15 protein-coding genes are annotated in these 17,667 nt (G+C 48.0%); 5 read left to right on the top strand and 10 right to left on the bottom strand.

The genetic code is table 11. The annotated features are described in order from the left end of the window. Positions 1-18 precede the first annotated feature (18 nt). Entirely contained in the window at positions 19-1,911 is a 1,893-nt protein-coding gene (gene mutL / locus QZ209_RS11580) for a DNA mismatch repair endonuclease MutL (protein ID WP_294348077.1), read from the bottom strand. Between the two features lie 207 nt (positions 1,912-2,118). On the opposite strand from mutL, the gene QZ209_RS11575 reads away from it, so the two are divergent. Further along, a complete protein-coding gene (locus QZ209_RS11575) occupies positions 2,119-2,649 on the top strand; it encodes a hypothetical protein (protein ID WP_294348075.1) in 531 nt (176 codons plus the stop codon). Here the strand turns inward: QZ209_RS11575 and QZ209_RS11570 are convergent. From QZ209_RS11570 to atpA, 4 genes are all read right to left on the bottom strand, one after another. Next, positions 2,624-3,901 (bottom strand): competence/damage-inducible protein A, encoded by a 1,278-nt coding sequence (locus QZ209_RS11570; protein ID WP_294348073.1) that lies wholly within the window; start codon positions 3,899-3,901, stop codon positions 2,624-2,626. The two genes, QZ209_RS11575 and QZ209_RS11570, sit on opposite strands and share 26 nt — an antisense overlap. Positions 3,902-3,906: 5 nt before the next feature. Then, complete coding sequence (gene thrA, locus QZ209_RS11565) at positions 3,907-6,366, bottom strand: bifunctional aspartate kinase/homoserine dehydrogenase I (RefSeq protein WP_294348071.1); 2,460 nt, start codon at positions 6,364-6,366, stop codon at positions 3,907-3,909. 173 nt (positions 6,367-6,539) lie between these two features. After that, positions 6,540-7,433 carry a F0F1 ATP synthase subunit gamma gene (locus QZ209_RS11560; protein WP_294348069.1) on the bottom strand — a complete coding sequence of 298 codons (894 nt, stop codon included), beginning with the start codon at positions 7,431-7,433 and terminating at the stop codon, positions 6,540-6,542. Between the two features lie 43 nt (positions 7,434-7,476). Beyond that, on the bottom strand, positions 7,477-9,057 hold the full coding sequence (atpA, locus tag QZ209_RS11555; protein ID WP_294348067.1) for a F0F1 ATP synthase subunit alpha: 1,581 nt from the start codon (positions 9,055-9,057) through the stop codon (positions 7,477-7,479). A 299-nt stretch (positions 9,058-9,356) separates the two neighbouring features. Between atpA and QZ209_RS11550 the strand changes: the two genes are divergently transcribed. The 4 genes from QZ209_RS11550 to QZ209_RS11535 all read left to right on the top strand — a co-directional run bounded on the left by QZ209_RS11550 (position 9,357) and on the right by QZ209_RS11535 (position 14,730). Then, on the top strand, positions 9,357-10,319 hold the full coding sequence (locus QZ209_RS11550; protein ID WP_294348066.1) for a homoserine kinase: 963 nt from the start codon (positions 9,357-9,359) through the stop codon (positions 10,317-10,319). Positions 10,320-10,329: 10 nt separating this feature from the next. Continuing rightward, positions 10,330-11,640, top strand: coding sequence for a threonine synthase (gene thrC, locus QZ209_RS11545; RefSeq protein ID WP_294348064.1), 1,311 nt, complete (start codon positions 10,330-10,332; stop codon positions 11,638-11,640). 132 nt (positions 11,641-11,772) lie between these two features. Continuing rightward, complete coding sequence (locus QZ209_RS11540) at positions 11,773-12,483, top strand: lysophospholipid acyltransferase family protein (protein WP_294348062.1); 711 nt, start codon at positions 11,773-11,775, stop codon at positions 12,481-12,483. A gap of 222 nt (positions 12,484-12,705) precedes the next feature. Then, entirely contained in the window at positions 12,706-14,730 is a 2,025-nt protein-coding gene (locus QZ209_RS11535) for a PAS domain-containing hybrid sensor histidine kinase/response regulator (protein WP_294348060.1), read from the top strand. Positions 14,731-14,741: 11 nt separating this feature from the next. Here the strand turns inward: QZ209_RS11535 and QZ209_RS11530 are convergent, their stop codons facing one another. The 5 genes from QZ209_RS11530 to QZ209_RS11510 all read right to left on the bottom strand — a co-directional run bounded on the left by QZ209_RS11530 (position 14,742) and on the right by QZ209_RS11510 (position 17,476). After that, positions 14,742-14,948, bottom strand: coding sequence for a hypothetical protein (locus QZ209_RS11530; protein ID WP_294348059.1), 207 nt, complete (start codon positions 14,946-14,948; stop codon positions 14,742-14,744). 63 nt (positions 14,949-15,011) lie between these two features. After that, the gene (ribE, locus tag QZ209_RS11525) at positions 15,012-15,479 is read right to left on the bottom strand and encodes a 6,7-dimethyl-8-ribityllumazine synthase (RefSeq protein WP_294348057.1); all 468 of its coding nucleotides are present in this window, start codon (positions 15,477-15,479) and stop codon (positions 15,012-15,014) included. Positions 15,480-15,511: 32 nt separating this feature from the next. Beyond that, on the bottom strand, positions 15,512-16,147 hold the full coding sequence (locus QZ209_RS11520; protein ID WP_294348055.1) for an SIS domain-containing protein: 636 nt from the start codon (positions 16,145-16,147) through the stop codon (positions 15,512-15,514). 136 nt (positions 16,148-16,283) lie between these two features. Continuing rightward, complete coding sequence (locus QZ209_RS11515) at positions 16,284-17,108, bottom strand: IS3 family transposase (protein ID WP_294348053.1); 825 nt, start codon at positions 17,106-17,108, stop codon at positions 16,284-16,286. Next, positions 17,105-17,476 (bottom strand): transposase, encoded by a 372-nt coding sequence (locus QZ209_RS11510; RefSeq protein ID WP_294348051.1) that lies wholly within the window; start codon positions 17,474-17,476, stop codon positions 17,105-17,107. Before QZ209_RS11510 ends, QZ209_RS11515 begins: the two co-directional genes overlap by 4 nt. Positions 17,477-17,667 lie beyond the last annotated feature (191 nt).

Raw genomic sequence — 17,667 nt, 5'->3', positions numbered from 1 at the left:
TCCCTATCCACCACAAATCTACTTGCGCCCGAACATTCTGTCTAGCTGTTCGAGCGATATCCTGATAATAACCGGGCGACCATGCGGACAAACATAGGGCATGTTCGTTGCAAAAAGTCTGTCGATCAACGAACGCATATCGTCGATACTCAATTTTTGACCGCTCATTATCGCATTACGACAGGAATATGATTTCGCAAGATTTTCACGTTTTTCAAGCTTGAGCTTTTCGGCGTTTTGCTGATACTCCTGAATCATTTCCTGGAGGATATAGGCCTCGGTACCGCTACGCACATCCTGGGGAACCCCTTCTATCATGACAGTCCTTGTTCCAAGCGTACCGAGATTGAAACCAAGCCTCTCGAGATCACCACATATTTCCTCGAAAACTTCGAACTCCCATGATTTTAAATCCACTTTCTGAGGAAACAACAGTTGCTGTGAGTTCGGCACGTTGTTATTCATAATATCCACTGCCCGTTCATACAAAACCCTTTCATGGGCAACATGCTGATCGATAACCATCAGTCCGGTCTTAATCTGGCAGACTATATACTTGTTATGCAGCTGCCAAATTTTTGGATCGGACTCCTGCTCTCCGTGTAGATCATCATCCGCAATTCCTCCTGAAGCTTGTACGAAATCGCTTCTGCGCAGCTCTCTTTGAGGTTCAACGAAATGGTCTCGTTCTGCTGCAAACATCTCTTCTTGTGTAAACATTTCTTTCTGTTCACCGACAATAGTTTTTCCAGGAATCCTTTCATACCGTTCATTTTCCCTATACTCGCCGTAGAGCTCACCGGTTGTCGATGCCGCCGAAGGAACCTTGTGATATTCAAGCTTTGTTTCATGAACCTCCGAACCTCTCCGGGAAAACTGCTGATTTCCTTCCGGAAAATTTGCACCACCGACGTTGGGTGAAAAATCCTGAGACCGAACGGCTTTCTTTATAATTGTATAAAACATCGTTCGGACACTTCGTTCATCTTCGAACTTGACTTCGAGTTTCGACGGATGAACGTTGACGTCGATCTGTTGAGCATCGAGCCGGAGAAAAAGAAGCGCGAAAGGGGAGTGGCGCTCTATCAGGAGTTCTCCGTATGCCTGTTGCAATGCCTGAGAAAGCATCCTGTTTTGTATCACGCGCCTGTTTACATAAACAAACTGCTCGCTTTTCTGGCGTTTCTGCATCGCCGGTTTCCCGACATAACCGTGAAGAGAAAGAAAATCGTTATCCTCATGCACCTCTATCAGGCTATCGGCAAAGTCTTCACCGAAAAAAAAGTTGATCCGCTCGAAAATATCGGTGCTTTTAAAATCGAACAGTTCCTGATCATCATTGAACATCTGCCACTGAATCTCGGGATATGCAAGAACCTGTGCTTTGACGCTTTCAAAAATGTGCTTGAATTCCGTAGCGTTTGTTTTAAGAAACTTCCTTCGGGCAGGAACGTTGAAAAAGAGGTTTCTGACGCTTATCATCGTACCAGGGTCACATGCCGCGATGTTTTGTTCAACAGGTTCACCTCCTTCATAGCGCAGTTGAATCCCAACGTCGTCACTCTCACGCCGGGTTCTGATTTCGAAATGCGAAACTGCCGAAATGCTCGCAAGGGCTTCTCCTCTGAACCCGAGAGTTCCGAGAGCATCGAGTTCTTCGGCAGAGGAAATTTTGCTCGTTGCAAAACGTTCGACACACCTCGTAGCATCCTCCGCTTCCATTCCCTCACCGTTATCGATGACCTGGACAAGCTGTTTACCGGCCTCTTTAACAGAAATGGTAATTCTTGACGCACCGGCATCAATGGCATTTTCCAGTAGTTCCTTTACAACTGAAGCCGGACGCTGGACAACCTCACCGGCTGATATTTTGTTCGCAACGATATCAGGTAACCTGTTAATTCTCGGCATGAAGCTTTTTCGTTTATCATATTGAAATTGACACAACGTCTTTACCCTCTTGCGTTTACAATCCGATACCCTTTCAAAGGAAACAAGACATTTCAAATAGCTAAAAAAACTTCAGCCCAAAAACCTCTTTTTGCGAAAAAACCTCTAAATTATTTTTTTTACCCTTACGAGTACCTAACGACTCCTTTTTTTCGGAGAATCGCCACTATGACAAGGAAAAGAACAATCTGGCTCATACTAGTGCTTTTAGCATTGTCCGGTGCTGTCGGTATAGCATCGTTCCAGTATCAAACCGGTTCCGGTTCGGCTCAACCCGATGCCGTTACAGCCGAAATGAAAACGGTTACCGACCCGGAAAAGCTCATCGGAACATGGAAGCTTGTCAAAGCTTCCGTTACTCCGGAATTTCTCAATGTACCGATCCCAATCAACACATTCGAAGCTATCGGAGCCGTAACCCGCGACCACACTTACACAATCGAGGCAAACGGCTCCTTTTTCGGCAGTAATTACGGTTATCTTGGAAATGGAGATATAGAAATACAGGATAAAAAACTCACCCTGACCATAGGCAAAGGAATCATCACTGTCAACGAAAAAAAGAAAAAAAAGGACAAGAAAGGCAGCACCATAACCGGGAGTTACCGTATTACCGATCGTGATACTCTTCACGTCGAAGCATTCAAGTATCAGGACGGTATACGTTACACGTTCAATCTCGCGTTGATAAATCCCTGAGTTTTTTCCACACCATCCTCAAAGCGGCTTCGCTGAACCGGATTTTATTGCGCAAACGGTCACCCTGCGTATAAAAGGTCGCTGTTTCGATCTCGATGCTGCCGATCCTGTTACGATACGCCAGGCCCAGACACACCATTCCGACTGGTTTTTTCTCTGTCCCACCCCCAGGGCCTGCAATCCCTGTTGTAGAAACCGCAATATCCGCACCGGCAGTCAAAAGAGAACCTTCGGCCATTTCAGCGGCGACTTTTTCGCTCACAGCGCCGTGGGAAACAAGGGTTTGAGCTTTTACGTCAAGAGTTTCCTCTTTTGCATCATTGTCGTAGACGACAAAACCCTGTACAAAATACCGCGAAGAACCGGGAACATCGGTCAGTCTCGTAGCAATGAGGCCTCCGGTACAAGATTCGGCGGTTGCAATCTTCATCTCGGTCGAAAGCAATAACCTGCCGATACACTCTTCCAAAGAAATATCGCTCGTTGCATAGACAAATGCTTCAGCCCTACTGGCGATTGCATCGACGGTTATTCGGTTATCATTTTCAACGACCTCTTTATCGCTTCCTATCGAGCTGACCCGAAGATCAACACCGGCTGCATGAGGTAGATAGGCCAACGACGTGCCATCCGACAGATTATCCTCGATTTCACGGACGATGTCCGCAAGAGCTGTTTCACCGATACCTGTCGTCTTGATAGGTGAATGAACAATACAAACACCCGATTTACCTGAAAAAAAGGGTACCACCGTGCTCCGCATCATAGCCTCCATTTCTTGCGGCACACCTGGCATTAAAACAAGATAGCGTTCCTGTCCCCCATCGTTCCATGGAATGATCATGCCCGGTGCTAGCCCCTTCTCATTCGGGATCACCGTAGCCCCGTCGATTATCATCGCATTGTGTTTCAGATATGCCGAAGGCTCTCGTCCACTACTGCGGTAGCGTTCAACCGTTCGGGCATAGACTTCCTCGTCGAGCACAAGCGACCTCTTTAAAAAGCGTAGTGCCGACTGCTTCGTCCTGTCGTCCCTTGTCGGTCCAAGCCCTCCAGTCACGATGGCGATATCGGAACGCTGCAACGAATCTGTAAACTGATCGATAATGGCATCTTCGCTGTCGGCACAGGCAATGATCCTTTTCACACCGACCCCGGCACCGACAAGCTCTGAACAGATAAACCCGGCATTGGTATTGATCCTTTGCCCCGTAAGCAGTTCATCACCGATTGATATGACCTCGGCATTCATCTCTTTTAAATCAAATAGCTTGCAATTCGCAGAATATCGGCGAAAACTCCACCGGCAGTCACCTCTCCCCCGGCCCCCGGCCCCTTGACTACAAGTGGCGTGTCGAGGTAACGGTCGGTTGTGAACACTACCATGTTCTCCGTACCGTTCAACCCAGCTACAGGGTTAGAAAGCGGCAGCATTTTCACACTGATGCGTGCTTTACCTTCACTGATCTCACCCGCATAAGCGATGGTCATATCGTTTTCAGCAGCTTCCCTGATCATCTCATCATACCCTGCATCGGCAGAACTCAGCTTTTCCATAAATGTATCGACACTCATGTCGGTCCTCAAGTGGTCGGGAACAAGGCTCTCACACTCGATATCTTCATAATCGAGCCGGTAACCGAGTTCTCTGCCAAGTATGAGAAATTTCCTTGCAAAATCAGCTCCTGAAAGGTCTTCACGCGGGTCCGGTTCGGTGTAACCCGCCTCTTTGGCCTGCCTGACAATATCGCTGAACTTTCCACCTTTACGGAGTTCGTTGAAAATATAGCTCAATGTTCCGGAGAGAACCCCCTCTATTTTAACGATCTTGTCACCACTGTTACGCAAATCGTTGAGGGTATTGATAATCGGAAGACCCGCTCCGACGTTGGTTTCGTAAAGAAAACGCGCATTCGAAGAATACTGAGCGCCCCGAATGGTTTCATACAAAGCCCATGAACCGGCCATTCCCAGCTTGTTTGCCGTGACAACGGAAATATTCGATGCCAGAAGATCCGGATAACTCTCAGCAACTTCGGCACTTGCCGTACAATCCACAAAGATTGAATTATGCAGGTTCCTTGCCTTGATCCGTTCGATATAGTTCTTTACTGATTTGCCGTCATCTCTTGGCTTGAGAGCTTTTTCCCAATTCCGGAGATCGATTCCGGCATCCTTGACAGCCATAGCCCGCGTATTCGCCATACCGCTGACGATAACATCGAGCTCCATCTCTTTTCTGAGTGTAAGCGTATGATCGCGGAGTTGCCCGATCAAACTTCTCGCAATTGTTCCGGTTCCGGCAATAAAAACATGTACGGTACGACGAGAGAGAAGAAACGATTCGTGCACGCAGTTCAGAGCCTTGTCTTCATCACGGCTGTCAACAACAAACGAGATATTCATCTCGTTGGCCCCCTGTGCAACGGCAATGACATTGATACCGTTTTTTCCGAGGGTTTCGAAAAGATGTGCCGATACCCCGGGATGACCGGACATGTCATTACCGACAACCGCAATAATGGCAATATGCCTTCTGAGAGTCAGAGATTCTATCTGCCGTGCAGCAATCTCGACGGCAAACTCCTTTTCAAGAATCCGACGAGCTTTTTCCGCCTGGGCAAGATTGATAACCAGACTGATGGACTGCTCGGACGAAGCCTGTGAAATAAAAATAATATTGATCATATGGCCTGCCAGGCAACTGAAAAGCCTGGAAGCAATTCCCGGCACACCAACCATCCCGCTGCCGGAAAGATTGAGCAGCACAACGCTGTTGATCGAACTGAGACCGGTCACCGGCCTTTCTGGAACGGTTTCGCTTTTTTCCGACAACCCGATACGCGTTCCTTCGGCATCCGGGTTGTACGAGTTTCTGATACTAATGGGAATCCCTGCCTTCATGGCAGGATGTACCGAATAGGGATGCAAAACCTTGGCCCCCGAATGTGACAGCTCCATTGCTTCGCTGTAACTGATAAACGGCAACGCATATGCATCTCTGACCCGTTTTGGATCGGCACTGAAAAAGCCGTCGACGTCGGTCCATATTTCTATTTTATCCACACCTACCGACGCGCCGATAATCGTGGCAGTATAATCCGATCCCCCCCGTCCGAGCGTTGTTGCCGTCCCGTCCGGCGCAGCACCGATATAACCGGTAACCACAGGAACACCGCTGGTCCCCTTGTACCATGCCCTGATAAGCTTTTTAGATACCTTCATATCAACCTTCGCATCGCAATGGTTGCTATCGGTCACTATCATATTTCTGGCATCGACATACGATGCTTCAATCCCTTCCTGACGGAGAAAACTGCTTATAATCCAGGCCGAAAACCGCTCACCGAAACTCATGATTAAAGCACTGCTCTTATCGGACAACTCGTGCAGCAGGCACACGCCGTGCAACACATCACCAAGCTCGGTCAGTTCAGCCTGCAGATACTCCTCAACCTCTTTTCTACCGGCTGTTTCAATAAGATCGTCAACAAGCTCCCTGTGAAGAGTCTCTATCTCTCCAAGCTTTTTGCTGTAACCGACATCCCCGTCACTGGCCATAACCGCTACTTCCAGCAGCAAATCGGTCACTTTCCGGATAGCGGAAACCACGACGATCACAGGCGTATCCTGTACAGTTCTGCGTATAATACCCAGAACGTTTCTGATCCTGTCGCCATCCTGTATAGACGTACCGCCAAATTTCAAAACCTTCATGCTCATCGTGCTATTTATGTGGTGTAAACTCTTGACACTGTGATAAAAGCAGAGTCAAAGATACAAATCATTTATACAAATGGTCAAACTCCAGGGTTCAACCGTAACATCGCAGCAAAAAAAAAGCGCCCCGACTTTTCGGGGCGCTTCGATGATATCGAACGTAAAGCGTTTTATTCGGCCTGCAACGCTTCGGCACCCGCGACAATCTCACTGAGTTCTGTCGTGATAGCGGCCTGACGCGCACGGTTATAGCTGATGTTCAGAACTCTCAGCAATTCTTTTGCGTTTTCCGTTGCCGAATCCATTGCGGTCATCCTTGCTGCGTGATCTGCAGCGTTGGATTCAAGCATCATCCCCCAAAGTTGGGTGTTGAGATGTTTGGGAACGAGAACATCGATGATGGATGACGGTGACGGTTCGTAAATATAATCGCTCGAACTCCCACTGCTCTTTTCCTGCCCCTCATCCTGTTCTGGCGAAATTGGCAAAAGAACCTCTTTTTTGAGCGTTGGAGCAAGAACCGACTTGAATTCGTTGTACACAACAATCACCCTGTCCACCTCGCCATTGAGATACTTTTCCGAAGCATATTCGACGATCTCTTTCGCGACGCTGAAATGCAGATTCTGAAAAACACCTGGGTATGATTTCTCAACAGCAAAACCACGCTTGCGGAAATAATCATATCCTCTCGTTCCTGCACAGAGTAACTCCACCCTTCCATCACGATGCAGATCACCGTACTCTTCGGTAACGACTTTATTCGCCAGTTTGATGATATTGGCATTGAACGCTCCGCACAATCCCCTGTCGGACGTAATGAGCACAACCAGGACATTTCTCACATCGTCACGCCCGGAAAGAAGCGGATTGAGAGAGGTATCAACCCTGGTTGAAAGCGAACCGAGCATTTCTTTCAGCTTTGCGGCATAAGGGCGAGCCTGGATCGCAGCATCCTGAGCTCTGCGAAGCTTGGCTGCAGATACCATCTTCATTGCCTTGGTGACCTGCTGCGTCGACTTGATACTCGAGATTCGTGTTCGTATATCCTTTAAGGTTGCCATGAATATTCTTTGGTTGTTGAATTGCTGAAAATCATCAAGCTTTCTACGCTTTTACCTTTGCCTTGAATGAACCAAGAAACTGTTCGGCAACCTCTTTCAACCTGTTCGCAACATCGGCATCCATTTGACCTGTCTCCGAAATCGACTTCAGCAGATCATCATGTTTGTGCTCGAGAAGACTGAGGAATTCCTCTTCAAACTTCCGAATGTACTGAACCTCGAGCTGATCGAGTAGCCCCTGAGTACCGAGATAGATAATGGCAACCTGTTTTTCAACCGCCATTGGGACATACTGCCCCTGTTTGAGTATCTCAACCAAGCGTGCACCGCGGTCGAGCTGCGCTTTCGTTGCCTTGTCAAGATCGGAACCGAACTTCGAGAACGCTTCAAGCTCACGGAACTGAGCAAGGTCGAGACGGAGCGTTCCGGCGATTTTCTTCATAGCCTTGATCTGGGCGCTGCCGCCGACACGGGAAACCGAAATACCAACATTGATCGCCGGTCTCTGACCCGCGTTGAAGAGGTTCGGTTCGAGGAATATCTGGCCATCGGTAATCGAAATAACGTTTGTCGGAATGTATGCCGATACGTCACCCGCCTGTGTCTCGATAACCGGCAGAGCTGTAAGGCTCCCCCCTCCTTTTACCATTGGGATCAATGGTTCAGGCAGGTCATTCATGTTTTTCACAACCTCCTGATCATCGGTTATTTTCGCAGCACGCTCGAGAAGACGAGAATGGAGATAAAACACGTCACCTGGATATGCTTCACGTCCTGGTGGACGGCGAAGAAGCAGGGAAAGCTGACGATAAGCAACAGCCTGCTTGGAAAGATCATCATAGACAACCAATGCATGACGGCCGGTATCACGGAAAAACTCACCGATAGCCGCCCCTGCATAAGGAGCGATGAACTGCATAGGAGCCGGATCGGAAGCCGAGGATGCAATCACCGTCGTGTACTCCATAGCCCCGAATTTCTCGAGCGTGTTTACAACCTGAGCAATCGTGGAACCTTTCTGACCGACAGCAACATAAATACAGTAAACGTCCTTACCTTTCTGATTGATGATGGTATCGATTGCAACAGCCGTTTTACCTGTCTGACGGTCACCGATAATCAACTCGCGCTGACCGCGCCCAATCGGGATCATGGAATCGATCGCTTTCAGACCGGTCTGAAGCGGTTCATGCACCGATTTACGGAAAATCACCCCGGGAGCCTTTCGCTCGAGAGGAAGGCGTATCTTGGTTTCGATCGGGCCTTTTCCATCGACCGGCTCGCCAAGAGGATTGATAACTCTGCCGAGCATGGCTTCACCAACAGGAATCGAAGCGAGAATACCGGTACGTTTTACTGTATCCCCTTCTTTTACGGTGTCTGACTCTCCAAACAAAACGGCGCCGACATTATCTTCTTCAAGGTTCAACGCCATACCCATGACATCACCCGGAAACTCGAGCAATTCACCGGCAGCCACTTTTGATAACCCATAAATACGCGCAATACCATCACCCACCTGGAGCACGGTTCCAACATCATAGACATCCGCTTCCGACTCAAACCCCGCCAGGTGCTTGCGGAGTATGGCTGAAACCTCATCAGGCCTGACTGTTGTAGACATATCGTAATTAGCTTTGTTATTTGTTAAGAATGAAGAAAGTTTATTTATTATACTTTCTTTTAGAAATCAGACTCCGTCATCAATTCCTTTCCAAAAACCTTGAATTGTGAATTTAAGGAAAAGCTGTTAGTAATTCAAATCCAACTTGAGCTATTATTGGCTCAATCCAACAGACTCGAGGCAATTCGGGCAAAATCAAACCGGATTGGGACATTGTATTGCCATCGACAACCTGGAGTACCTTCGAATTAACACATCATTATATTATTGGCAAGGGAATACCGCAACTGTAAACTCATATGAAAACTGTCACTGGATTTGCTTCGGCAACCATCGGAAATGTCGCCTGTGGTTTTGATGTTCTCGGGTTTGCCATTACGGAGCCGGGTGACGAGGTAATTCTGACCCAAAGAGAAAAAAGGACAGATCTCCTCCCTGTATCGATAACATCGATCACGGGCGACGGCGGAGCCTTACCGAGAGATCCTAAGAAAAACACCTCCAGCTTCGTTGTTCTCAAATTCCTCGAATACATCAGAACCAATAAAGGAATCGATTTCGAAGGCCATATCGAGCTTCAGCTCAAAAAAAACCTTCCCCTCAGCAGCGGCATGGGCAGCAGTGCTGCCAGTGCAGCAGCAGCGCTGGTTGCCGCTAATGAACTGATGGGAAATCCTTGCAGCAAAATGGAGCTCGTACACTTCGCCATTGAAGGAGAACGCGTGGCTTGCGGGTCCGCACATGCTGATAATGCAGCGCCGGCCATGCTTGGCAATTTCGTACTGATACGAAGCTACAACCCGATCGACCTGGTTACGATTCCACCCCCCGACAATCTTTTTTGCACACTCGCTCACCCGCACATCGAGGTGAGGACAGCATATGCGCGTTCTGTCCTGCCCCGTACGATTTCCCTTAAAACAGCGACTGAGCAGTGGGGTAATGTAGGGGCGCTCATTTCCGGCTTGCTAACATCCGATTACGAGTTGATAGGACGGTCTCTTGTCGATGCAATTGCCGAGCCCAAAAGAGCGCCACTGATTCCTGGTTTTTACAATGTCAAAAACGCAGCTCTCGAAGCTGGCGCGCTTGGATGCAGTATTGCCGGATCCGGCCCATCAATCTTTGCCTTTTCTTCCTCATATGAAACAGCTTGCGAGGTAGGAGAGGCAATGAAGCAGGCGTTTTCGAGCATACGTGAAAAACTCCAGTCCGATATATGGGTTTCACCTGTCTGCAAAGAAGGCGCAAAAATCATTTAAGCACACTCTCATGATTTTCTACAGTACAAATAAAAAATCAACACCCGCATCTCTTAAGAGAGCTACTCTCGAGGGTCTTGCAACCGATGGAGGGCTCTACGTTCCTTCTGAAATTCCCAGGTTTTCAATAGATGAAATCGAGCTGCTCAAGGAAGCACCCTTCAATCACATTGCATTCGCCATAGCGAAAAAGTTCAACGAAGGAGAGATATCCGATGACAAGCTCTGGGAAATAGTCGAAAACTGCTTCACGTTTAAAACTCCTCTTGTAGGGCTGGAAAAAAAGACCTACATCGAAGAACTTTTTCACGGCCCGACGTTGGCGTTCAAGGATTACGGTGCACGCTTCCTGGCCCACCTCACCGGTTATTTCGCAAAGGAAGACCATACGCTCATCACCGTCCTGGTTGCCACATCGGGTGATACCGGCAGCGCTGTAGCATACGGCTTCAAAGGAGTACCGAATACACGGGTGGTGCTGCTTTATCCCTCGGGCAAGGTCAGCAGATTACAGGAACAGCAACTCACAACCGTCGGAAGCAATGTAACGGCACTCGAAGTGAGTGGTGACTTCGACGATTGCCAGCGCCTCGTCAAGCAAGCGTTCATGGACGCTGAACTGAAACAACGCCTTGCATTGACATCAGCCAATTCCATCAATATTTCCCGCCTTATCCCTCAGACATTCTATTACGCCTGGGGATCTTTGCAGCTTGCAACCCGGTATCCGGGCAAAAAAGCTGTTTTTTCGGTTCCAAGCGGCAATTACGGCAACCTCACCGGAGGGGTTCTCGCAAAAATGATGGGTTTCCCTATAAACCATTTTATCGCAGGCTCCAATGCGAACGACAGTGTAACCCGCTATCTCGAAGAGGGCCGGTATGAACCGAATCCGACCGTAGCAACTCTTTCATCGGCGATGGATGTAGGCAATCCGAGTAATTTCGCCCGGCTGAGGCATTTTTATGGAGATGACTACCGAGCAATGGCTGCCGACATTACCGGTTACGCTGTCACCGATGATGAAACGATTGAAACGATCGGCGACGTCTATGACCGTTTCGGCTATATCATGGACCCTCACACGGCCGTGGGGTTCCGGGCACTGGAAAAGTTCAGGACCACCAACGAGGATTTCGATGAACCCGCCGCCGTCATGTCAACCGCACATCCGGCAAAATTCATCGAAGCGATAAAAAAAGCCCTGGATATGGAGATTTCGATTCCTGACCGTCTTCAGGAGGTTCTCGACAGACGGAAGGTCTCGATTCCTATGAGTCCGGACTACAGAGACCTCGCTGCATTTCTTATGAAGCTTTGAAACAGTAAAGAGGTAATTGTTGAACTGTCGATTTGTTGAATCGTTGAATTTTACACGAAACAAGAAAAGAAACACCTAAACAGCTCAACAAATAAACAGCTCAACAAATAAACAGCTCAACAGTATTCATTCATGACTCTCCAGACACTTCTGTTTTTCCTTATCGTTATACCGGTAATGTTCTTCGGATTACTGATCGCGCTTGTCGTCAACCTTATCGATCCATCAGGCGACCGTTTCCACCGAATGGCTGCATGGTGGGGCCGCTTCTGTGCCCGGCTCATGGGAATAAGCATCGAGATAACCGGTGAAAAGCGTTATGACCCAAATACAAACTATTTAATAGTAAGCAATCATGCCGGTATGGCGGACATCCCTCTCATACTCGGCGCCATACATCTCAACATGCGTTTCGTGGCCAAGGAGGAACTGGGTAAAATTCCGATATTCGGCTGGGCCATTAAACAGGCAGGCTACGTCCTGATCAAACGAGGACAAAACAAAGAAGCCCTGAAAAGCCTGCTGAAAGCTTCGGAAGTTCTGAAAAACGGACGCTCGGTCCACATCTTCCCTGAAGGCACCAGATCGGAAACAGGGGAGATCAAGCCGTTCAAGCGAGGAGCATTCATGATTGCCCAAAAAGCGCATACACCGATTTTACCGGTAACGATTATCGGCAGCAACCGCATAACACCGAAAAAAAGTCTCAGAATAAGTAAATCGAATGTAAAGCTCATTATAGGCGAACCGATTGAAACCAAAGATAAAAACGCTCAGGAACTACAAGACATAACCTACTCGGCCATCACCAGCTCCATGAAACGCTACAAAACTGTAGCGTAGAGCTCTGCCCATTTTCCCCTCACATAACACCCCGACAACTATATAACCATAAAGTGAAAATATTATTTCATTTTTGAAGTAATATTTTGTAAAATTCCTCTGTTACGGCAGTTCTGCCCCACTCATATCACTGCCACACCCCACATATCAACAAGAAAATCGAAGAAATTGGCAATGATGGTTACGCACTATTGTGAACCATAATTGAAAACATGTTGGTCGATGCACAGACTTGTAGAGCATATGCCCTTGCCACTGAGCACGTTTGACAGTGAGGGACGGTTGTTGTCAGCGAACACCGCGTTTGCAGACCTTTTGTCCATTCCCAGAGAAGCGCTTTCAGGAAAAGCAGTATGGGAGATAATGCCCCGAAGAGAGGCTCTACTCCTGAAAAAGGGGCTCCAGAGTGTTTCCAGAAACAGGAAAAACATCATTATCGAGGAATACACACCGTCCACCGGGAATAAACGGTATTACCGAATGATTCTGTTTTCCATCCCCCTTTCCGCAGAGAAAGATGAGCTCTTTGGATTGTTGAGTATCGACATAAGCGAGCAAAAACAGAGCCGTGAAAAGCTTCGTGAGCACAAAGAACGCATCGAAGCGATATTCAAGGCAGTTCAATCCGGAATCGTACTTGTCGACGCAAAATCACACCGTATACTCGATGTCAATCCAGCTGCATGCAAGATTATCGGACTTTCACATGAAGAGATAACAGGAAAAACCTGCTGCAAGTTCATCTGCTCCTACGAACACGAGAGCTGTCCTTTTATAGGTATGATTCCTCCTGGCGACAATGAAGAATTAATGACCGATTCAGAACAACAGCTTATTCAAGCAGGAGGTAAAATGCTTACCATCCTTAAAACGGTCAAGTACATCACAATCGAAGGCCAAGAGTACCTGCTTGAAAGTTTTGTCGATATTTCAGAGCAAAAACGGCAGCAGACTCAACTCAGAAGGATGTACTCCAAGCTGAAAAAACTCAACACCAGTCTCGAAGAAGAAATTGCTTTTGCCAACAGAATGGCTATAGAATCTGAAACCGCGAATATCGCAAAATCAGAGTTTCTCGCCAATATGAGTCACGAAATCCGTACACCTCTCAATGGCATAACCGGCATGGTAAGCCTGCTGCTCGACACCGGTTTGACTCCCAAACAACATGAATATGCCGATACACTTCGGCAAAGCGCCGATATACTGCTCGACATCATCAACAAAGTGCTCGAATACACAAGTCTTGAAACAAACCGTGTAAAGGCAAGCACGGTAACATTCAATCTCAGGGATCTTCTCCTGAGAATTATCGAAGTCATCAAACTCAAGGCGCAAGATAAAAAATTACGTTTCGGCAGTCGTATCAGCCATGACATTCCCGAGCACATTACCTGTGACGAAGAATACCTCAGACAAATACTCGTCAATCTTGGAAACAACGCAATAAAGTTCACACCAAAAGGCAGTATCTATTTTACAGCAGCCACAGCATCGGAAAGAACAAGCAGAAACCACCTGCTTTATTTTTCTTTTCAGGACACCGGCATAGGTATTTCCGAAGAGATGCAGGGCTCGATCTTCAAAGAGTTCACTCAGGCCGACTCCTCCTTCACGCGAAAATATGGAGGAATGGGACTCGGCTTGACAATATCAAAACGGCTGGTAGACCTCATGGGTGGAGAAATCGGCCTGAGAAGCAAGCCTGAAAAAGGCTCCGAATTCTGGTTTACCATACCGTTTTCCGACCATGAAAACCACCCTTTGTCATCGACGGTTAAAACGCACACAGGTCTACCGTTCTCTCCTGATAAAACAGAAAAACCACGTGCTCATGTGTCGAACGCCGAGGCAGAACCGGCGATACTGGTTGTTGAAGATAATCTCATCAACCAGCGTGTAGTCATCGCATTGCTGAACAAAATGGGATACTCCGCGGATATTGCAAACAATGGTGCCGAAGCCATAAAAGCCCTGGAGCTGAAAGACTATGATCTCATCTTGATGGATATCCAGATGCCTGAAATGGACGGACTAGAAGCCACCCGAATCATCAGATCCTCATCGCTCGATCGTGTGGATCCCTGTATCCCGATCGTAGCCATGACCGCTCATACCCTCCAGGAAGATCGAGATATGTGTTTCAAGGCGGGCATGAACGACTTTATAAGCAAACCCCTCTCTTCCGAAACCCTTTCCGCTCCTTTACAGCGCTGGCTGTCGAAACAGGACCCGGAAGAGCAGTAAACAACCATCCATTATTGAAAAGCCTCATTCAGCCAGTCACCAATCGAGATTCCTGACCAGTTCACGGTAGAATAAAGATGAACGCCCATGTACAGAAGCTCCTCTCCCACCTGTCGATAAAAACCGAAGACAGCAACAGCGGCCGGAGGACCCGGCAAAACATAATCACGCTGGACGTCGATGGTCAGTAAAGCTTTACGGCTGAAATCCTCCGGCATGGTTTATGGCCGAGAGCATTTTTCAATGACTTACAAGCACCGCAAACAAGCCGATTCGGGGGGCTACACCTGCCGATAGAGGTTGACCATTTCAATTGCGGCAAGCGCGGCGTCAAACCCCTTGTTGCCAGCCTTGGTTCCCGCCCGTTCGATCGCCTGTTCGAGATTATCGGTGGTCAATACACCGAATGTAATCGGGATCATGGTTTCAAGACCTGCCTGCGCAATACCTTTCGTTGCCTCGGCCGCAATCACATCATAATGAGAAGTTGCCCCCCTGATGATCGCTCCAAGGGTTATAACGGCATCGTAGCGGCCCGACACTGCAGCTTTCTTAGCTGTTGCAGGCAGCTCGAACGCTCCGGGGCATTTGTAAATCTCAATATTTTCTTCTGCACCGCCATGGCGGAGAATGCAGTCGACCGCACCTTCAACAAGTTTCTGGCCGATAAAGTCATTGAATCGGGAAACTACAAGTGCAAAGCTGGTATTTTTTGCATCGAGCGTTCCCTCTATTGTTTTAATGGTCATCTACTTGAATGTTTAGGAATTAAAAAGCCTATTTATCCACAATACCCCATGATTCTTTCAATACAGTCGACAATAACATGCCCGATGGCGATATGGCATTCCTGTATCCGGTCTGCCGCTTCGGCATAAGGCACAATAACCGCAAGGTCTGCAACATCTCTGATACATCCGCCATCTCCACCGAGCAGGGCAAGCGTGTGCAGTCCGCATGAGCGCCCTCGCTCGAGTGCATTATACACGTTCCTGCTGTTGCCACTGGTAGAGATTCCGACGATCACATCCCCTTCGTCACCATATGCTTCAACCAGACGAGCAAAAACCTGGTCGTAACCAAGGTCGTTCGCTCCAGCGGTAAGCGCTGATGTATCCGTCGATAGGGCAATTGCAGGCAAAGCCCTCCTGGAAACACTGCTTCTGTAACGAATTGTCAGTTCGGTTGCGAGATGTTGTGCATCGGCTGCACTCCCGCCGTTCCCGCAAAGCAAGAGCTTGCCGCCTCTCTTGAAAGAATCGGAAATAACATGAGACATGGCCACAATCGCCGAACTCTGCGTTTCGGCAACCTTTTGCTTGAGACTTGCACTGAACAACAGGGATGAACGTGCAAGATCCTCCATTGATTTATCCGAAACACAACAACCGCCGAACTCCTGGGATTTTCCCTTCATGTACAATACCGTCTATTCCGATAATAGATACTTACCGAGGCATAATATAGTAAAACCCCTGCAAACAGGAATTTCAACCTTCCATCCTGTTGGCAAAGTTGCCTCACTTGTCCCGTCCTGAAATAGTTGACAGTTTTTAAGCTGCGTGAACTTCAGCTGGTGTGCGATAATTTAATGCCAGATGAAGCCGTTTATTGTTGTACAAATCTATCGCTTCCCGAACCAGTTTCTTTGCCACTTTGAACGACCGCATCACACCTCCCAAACCCAGCTCTTGCTTTAAGATGCCATTGAGTCGTTCCGCATTGGCATTCTCATACACATGAGCTTCCTCGGTCATACTGATCTTTACTCCTCGCTTGCCTAACAATCCAGCGTACATCTTGCTACAGTACTGGATACCTCGATCCGAGTGATGGATCATCCCTTTCGGCTCGTTGACGCTTCGCAAGGCCATCCGCAGGGCCTCTACACTTCCTTCTACCGCCAGACTCTTGCTCAGATGATAGCCAACAACTTTTCTCGAATACAGATCCATGAGCAACGACAAATAACAGAATCCCTCCACCGTTCGCAGATAGGTAATATCACTTACCATCACTTCTTTCGGGCCTTTGGGCCTGTCGTTTCTTATCAGGTTCTTGTAGACCCGAAAACCATGGCTACTGTTCGTTGTCCGGCAATACTTTTTCTTCCTCGACACCAACAGATCATGTTCTCGCAACAGTTGCAACAAACGATCTCTGCCTATCCGGATTCCTTGCTGCTTCAAATGCTTCTGTAGCTTACGCCCTCCTGTTTCCGGCAAGAGCTGTCGGATCGATCGCACTCCTGCAAGTACACGCAACGACTCCTTTGAACGCGCCTCTTCTCGTTCTCTTGCCTTGTAGTAGCTTTGCCGACTATAACCCAATTCTCGGCATATGCCTTGTAGGCCTGTCGGCTTGCCCGAGGCGCTCATTCGTTCCCTGGTAAGCCCGGCAGCTCTAAGCCAGACTTTTTTTTAATGTCTATTTTCAGCTCTTTCTCGGCTACTTCTATCACCGATTCCAGCATCACCACACGAACCTGGGTCTTTGCCAGCGCTGCTTCTAGCTCTCGTTTCTCTTTCTCTAACTGCTTGATCCTGTCCGACTCATTCTTCATTTGCACCAACACCGTTTTGTTGATCAGATGACCTTTCCCATAACGACGAAGCCAGTTGTATATCGTTGTGCCACCTCCAATCTCATAGACTCGATGGGCTTCACCTATACTGAATTTACCATTTTCGATCTCGGTCACCACTTTGTGCTTGAAGGCTGCACTGTACTTTTTGTTAACGCCCATGGGTTGACTCTCCTTCTTTTTTTTGTCAACCGTTTTCAGGACGTCTCAGTCATGATTGTGCACTGCATACCACTCCCTGTTCACGTTTCTAATATGTTATTGTCTAACCGATACAAACGATTTACCCGATATTTTCCCATCATCAAGTGCCTTGAGATCACCGAGCAGTTTACCGATCGTTATCCCGTCAA

It is taken from the genome of Prosthecochloris sp. (genome assembly GCA_015482705.2).
Lineage (GTDB): Bacteria > Bacteroidota > Chlorobiia > Chlorobiales > Chlorobiaceae > Prosthecochloris.
Note: the sequence above shows the minus strand (reverse complement) of the source record. Positions and strands in the feature narration are given on the sequence as shown.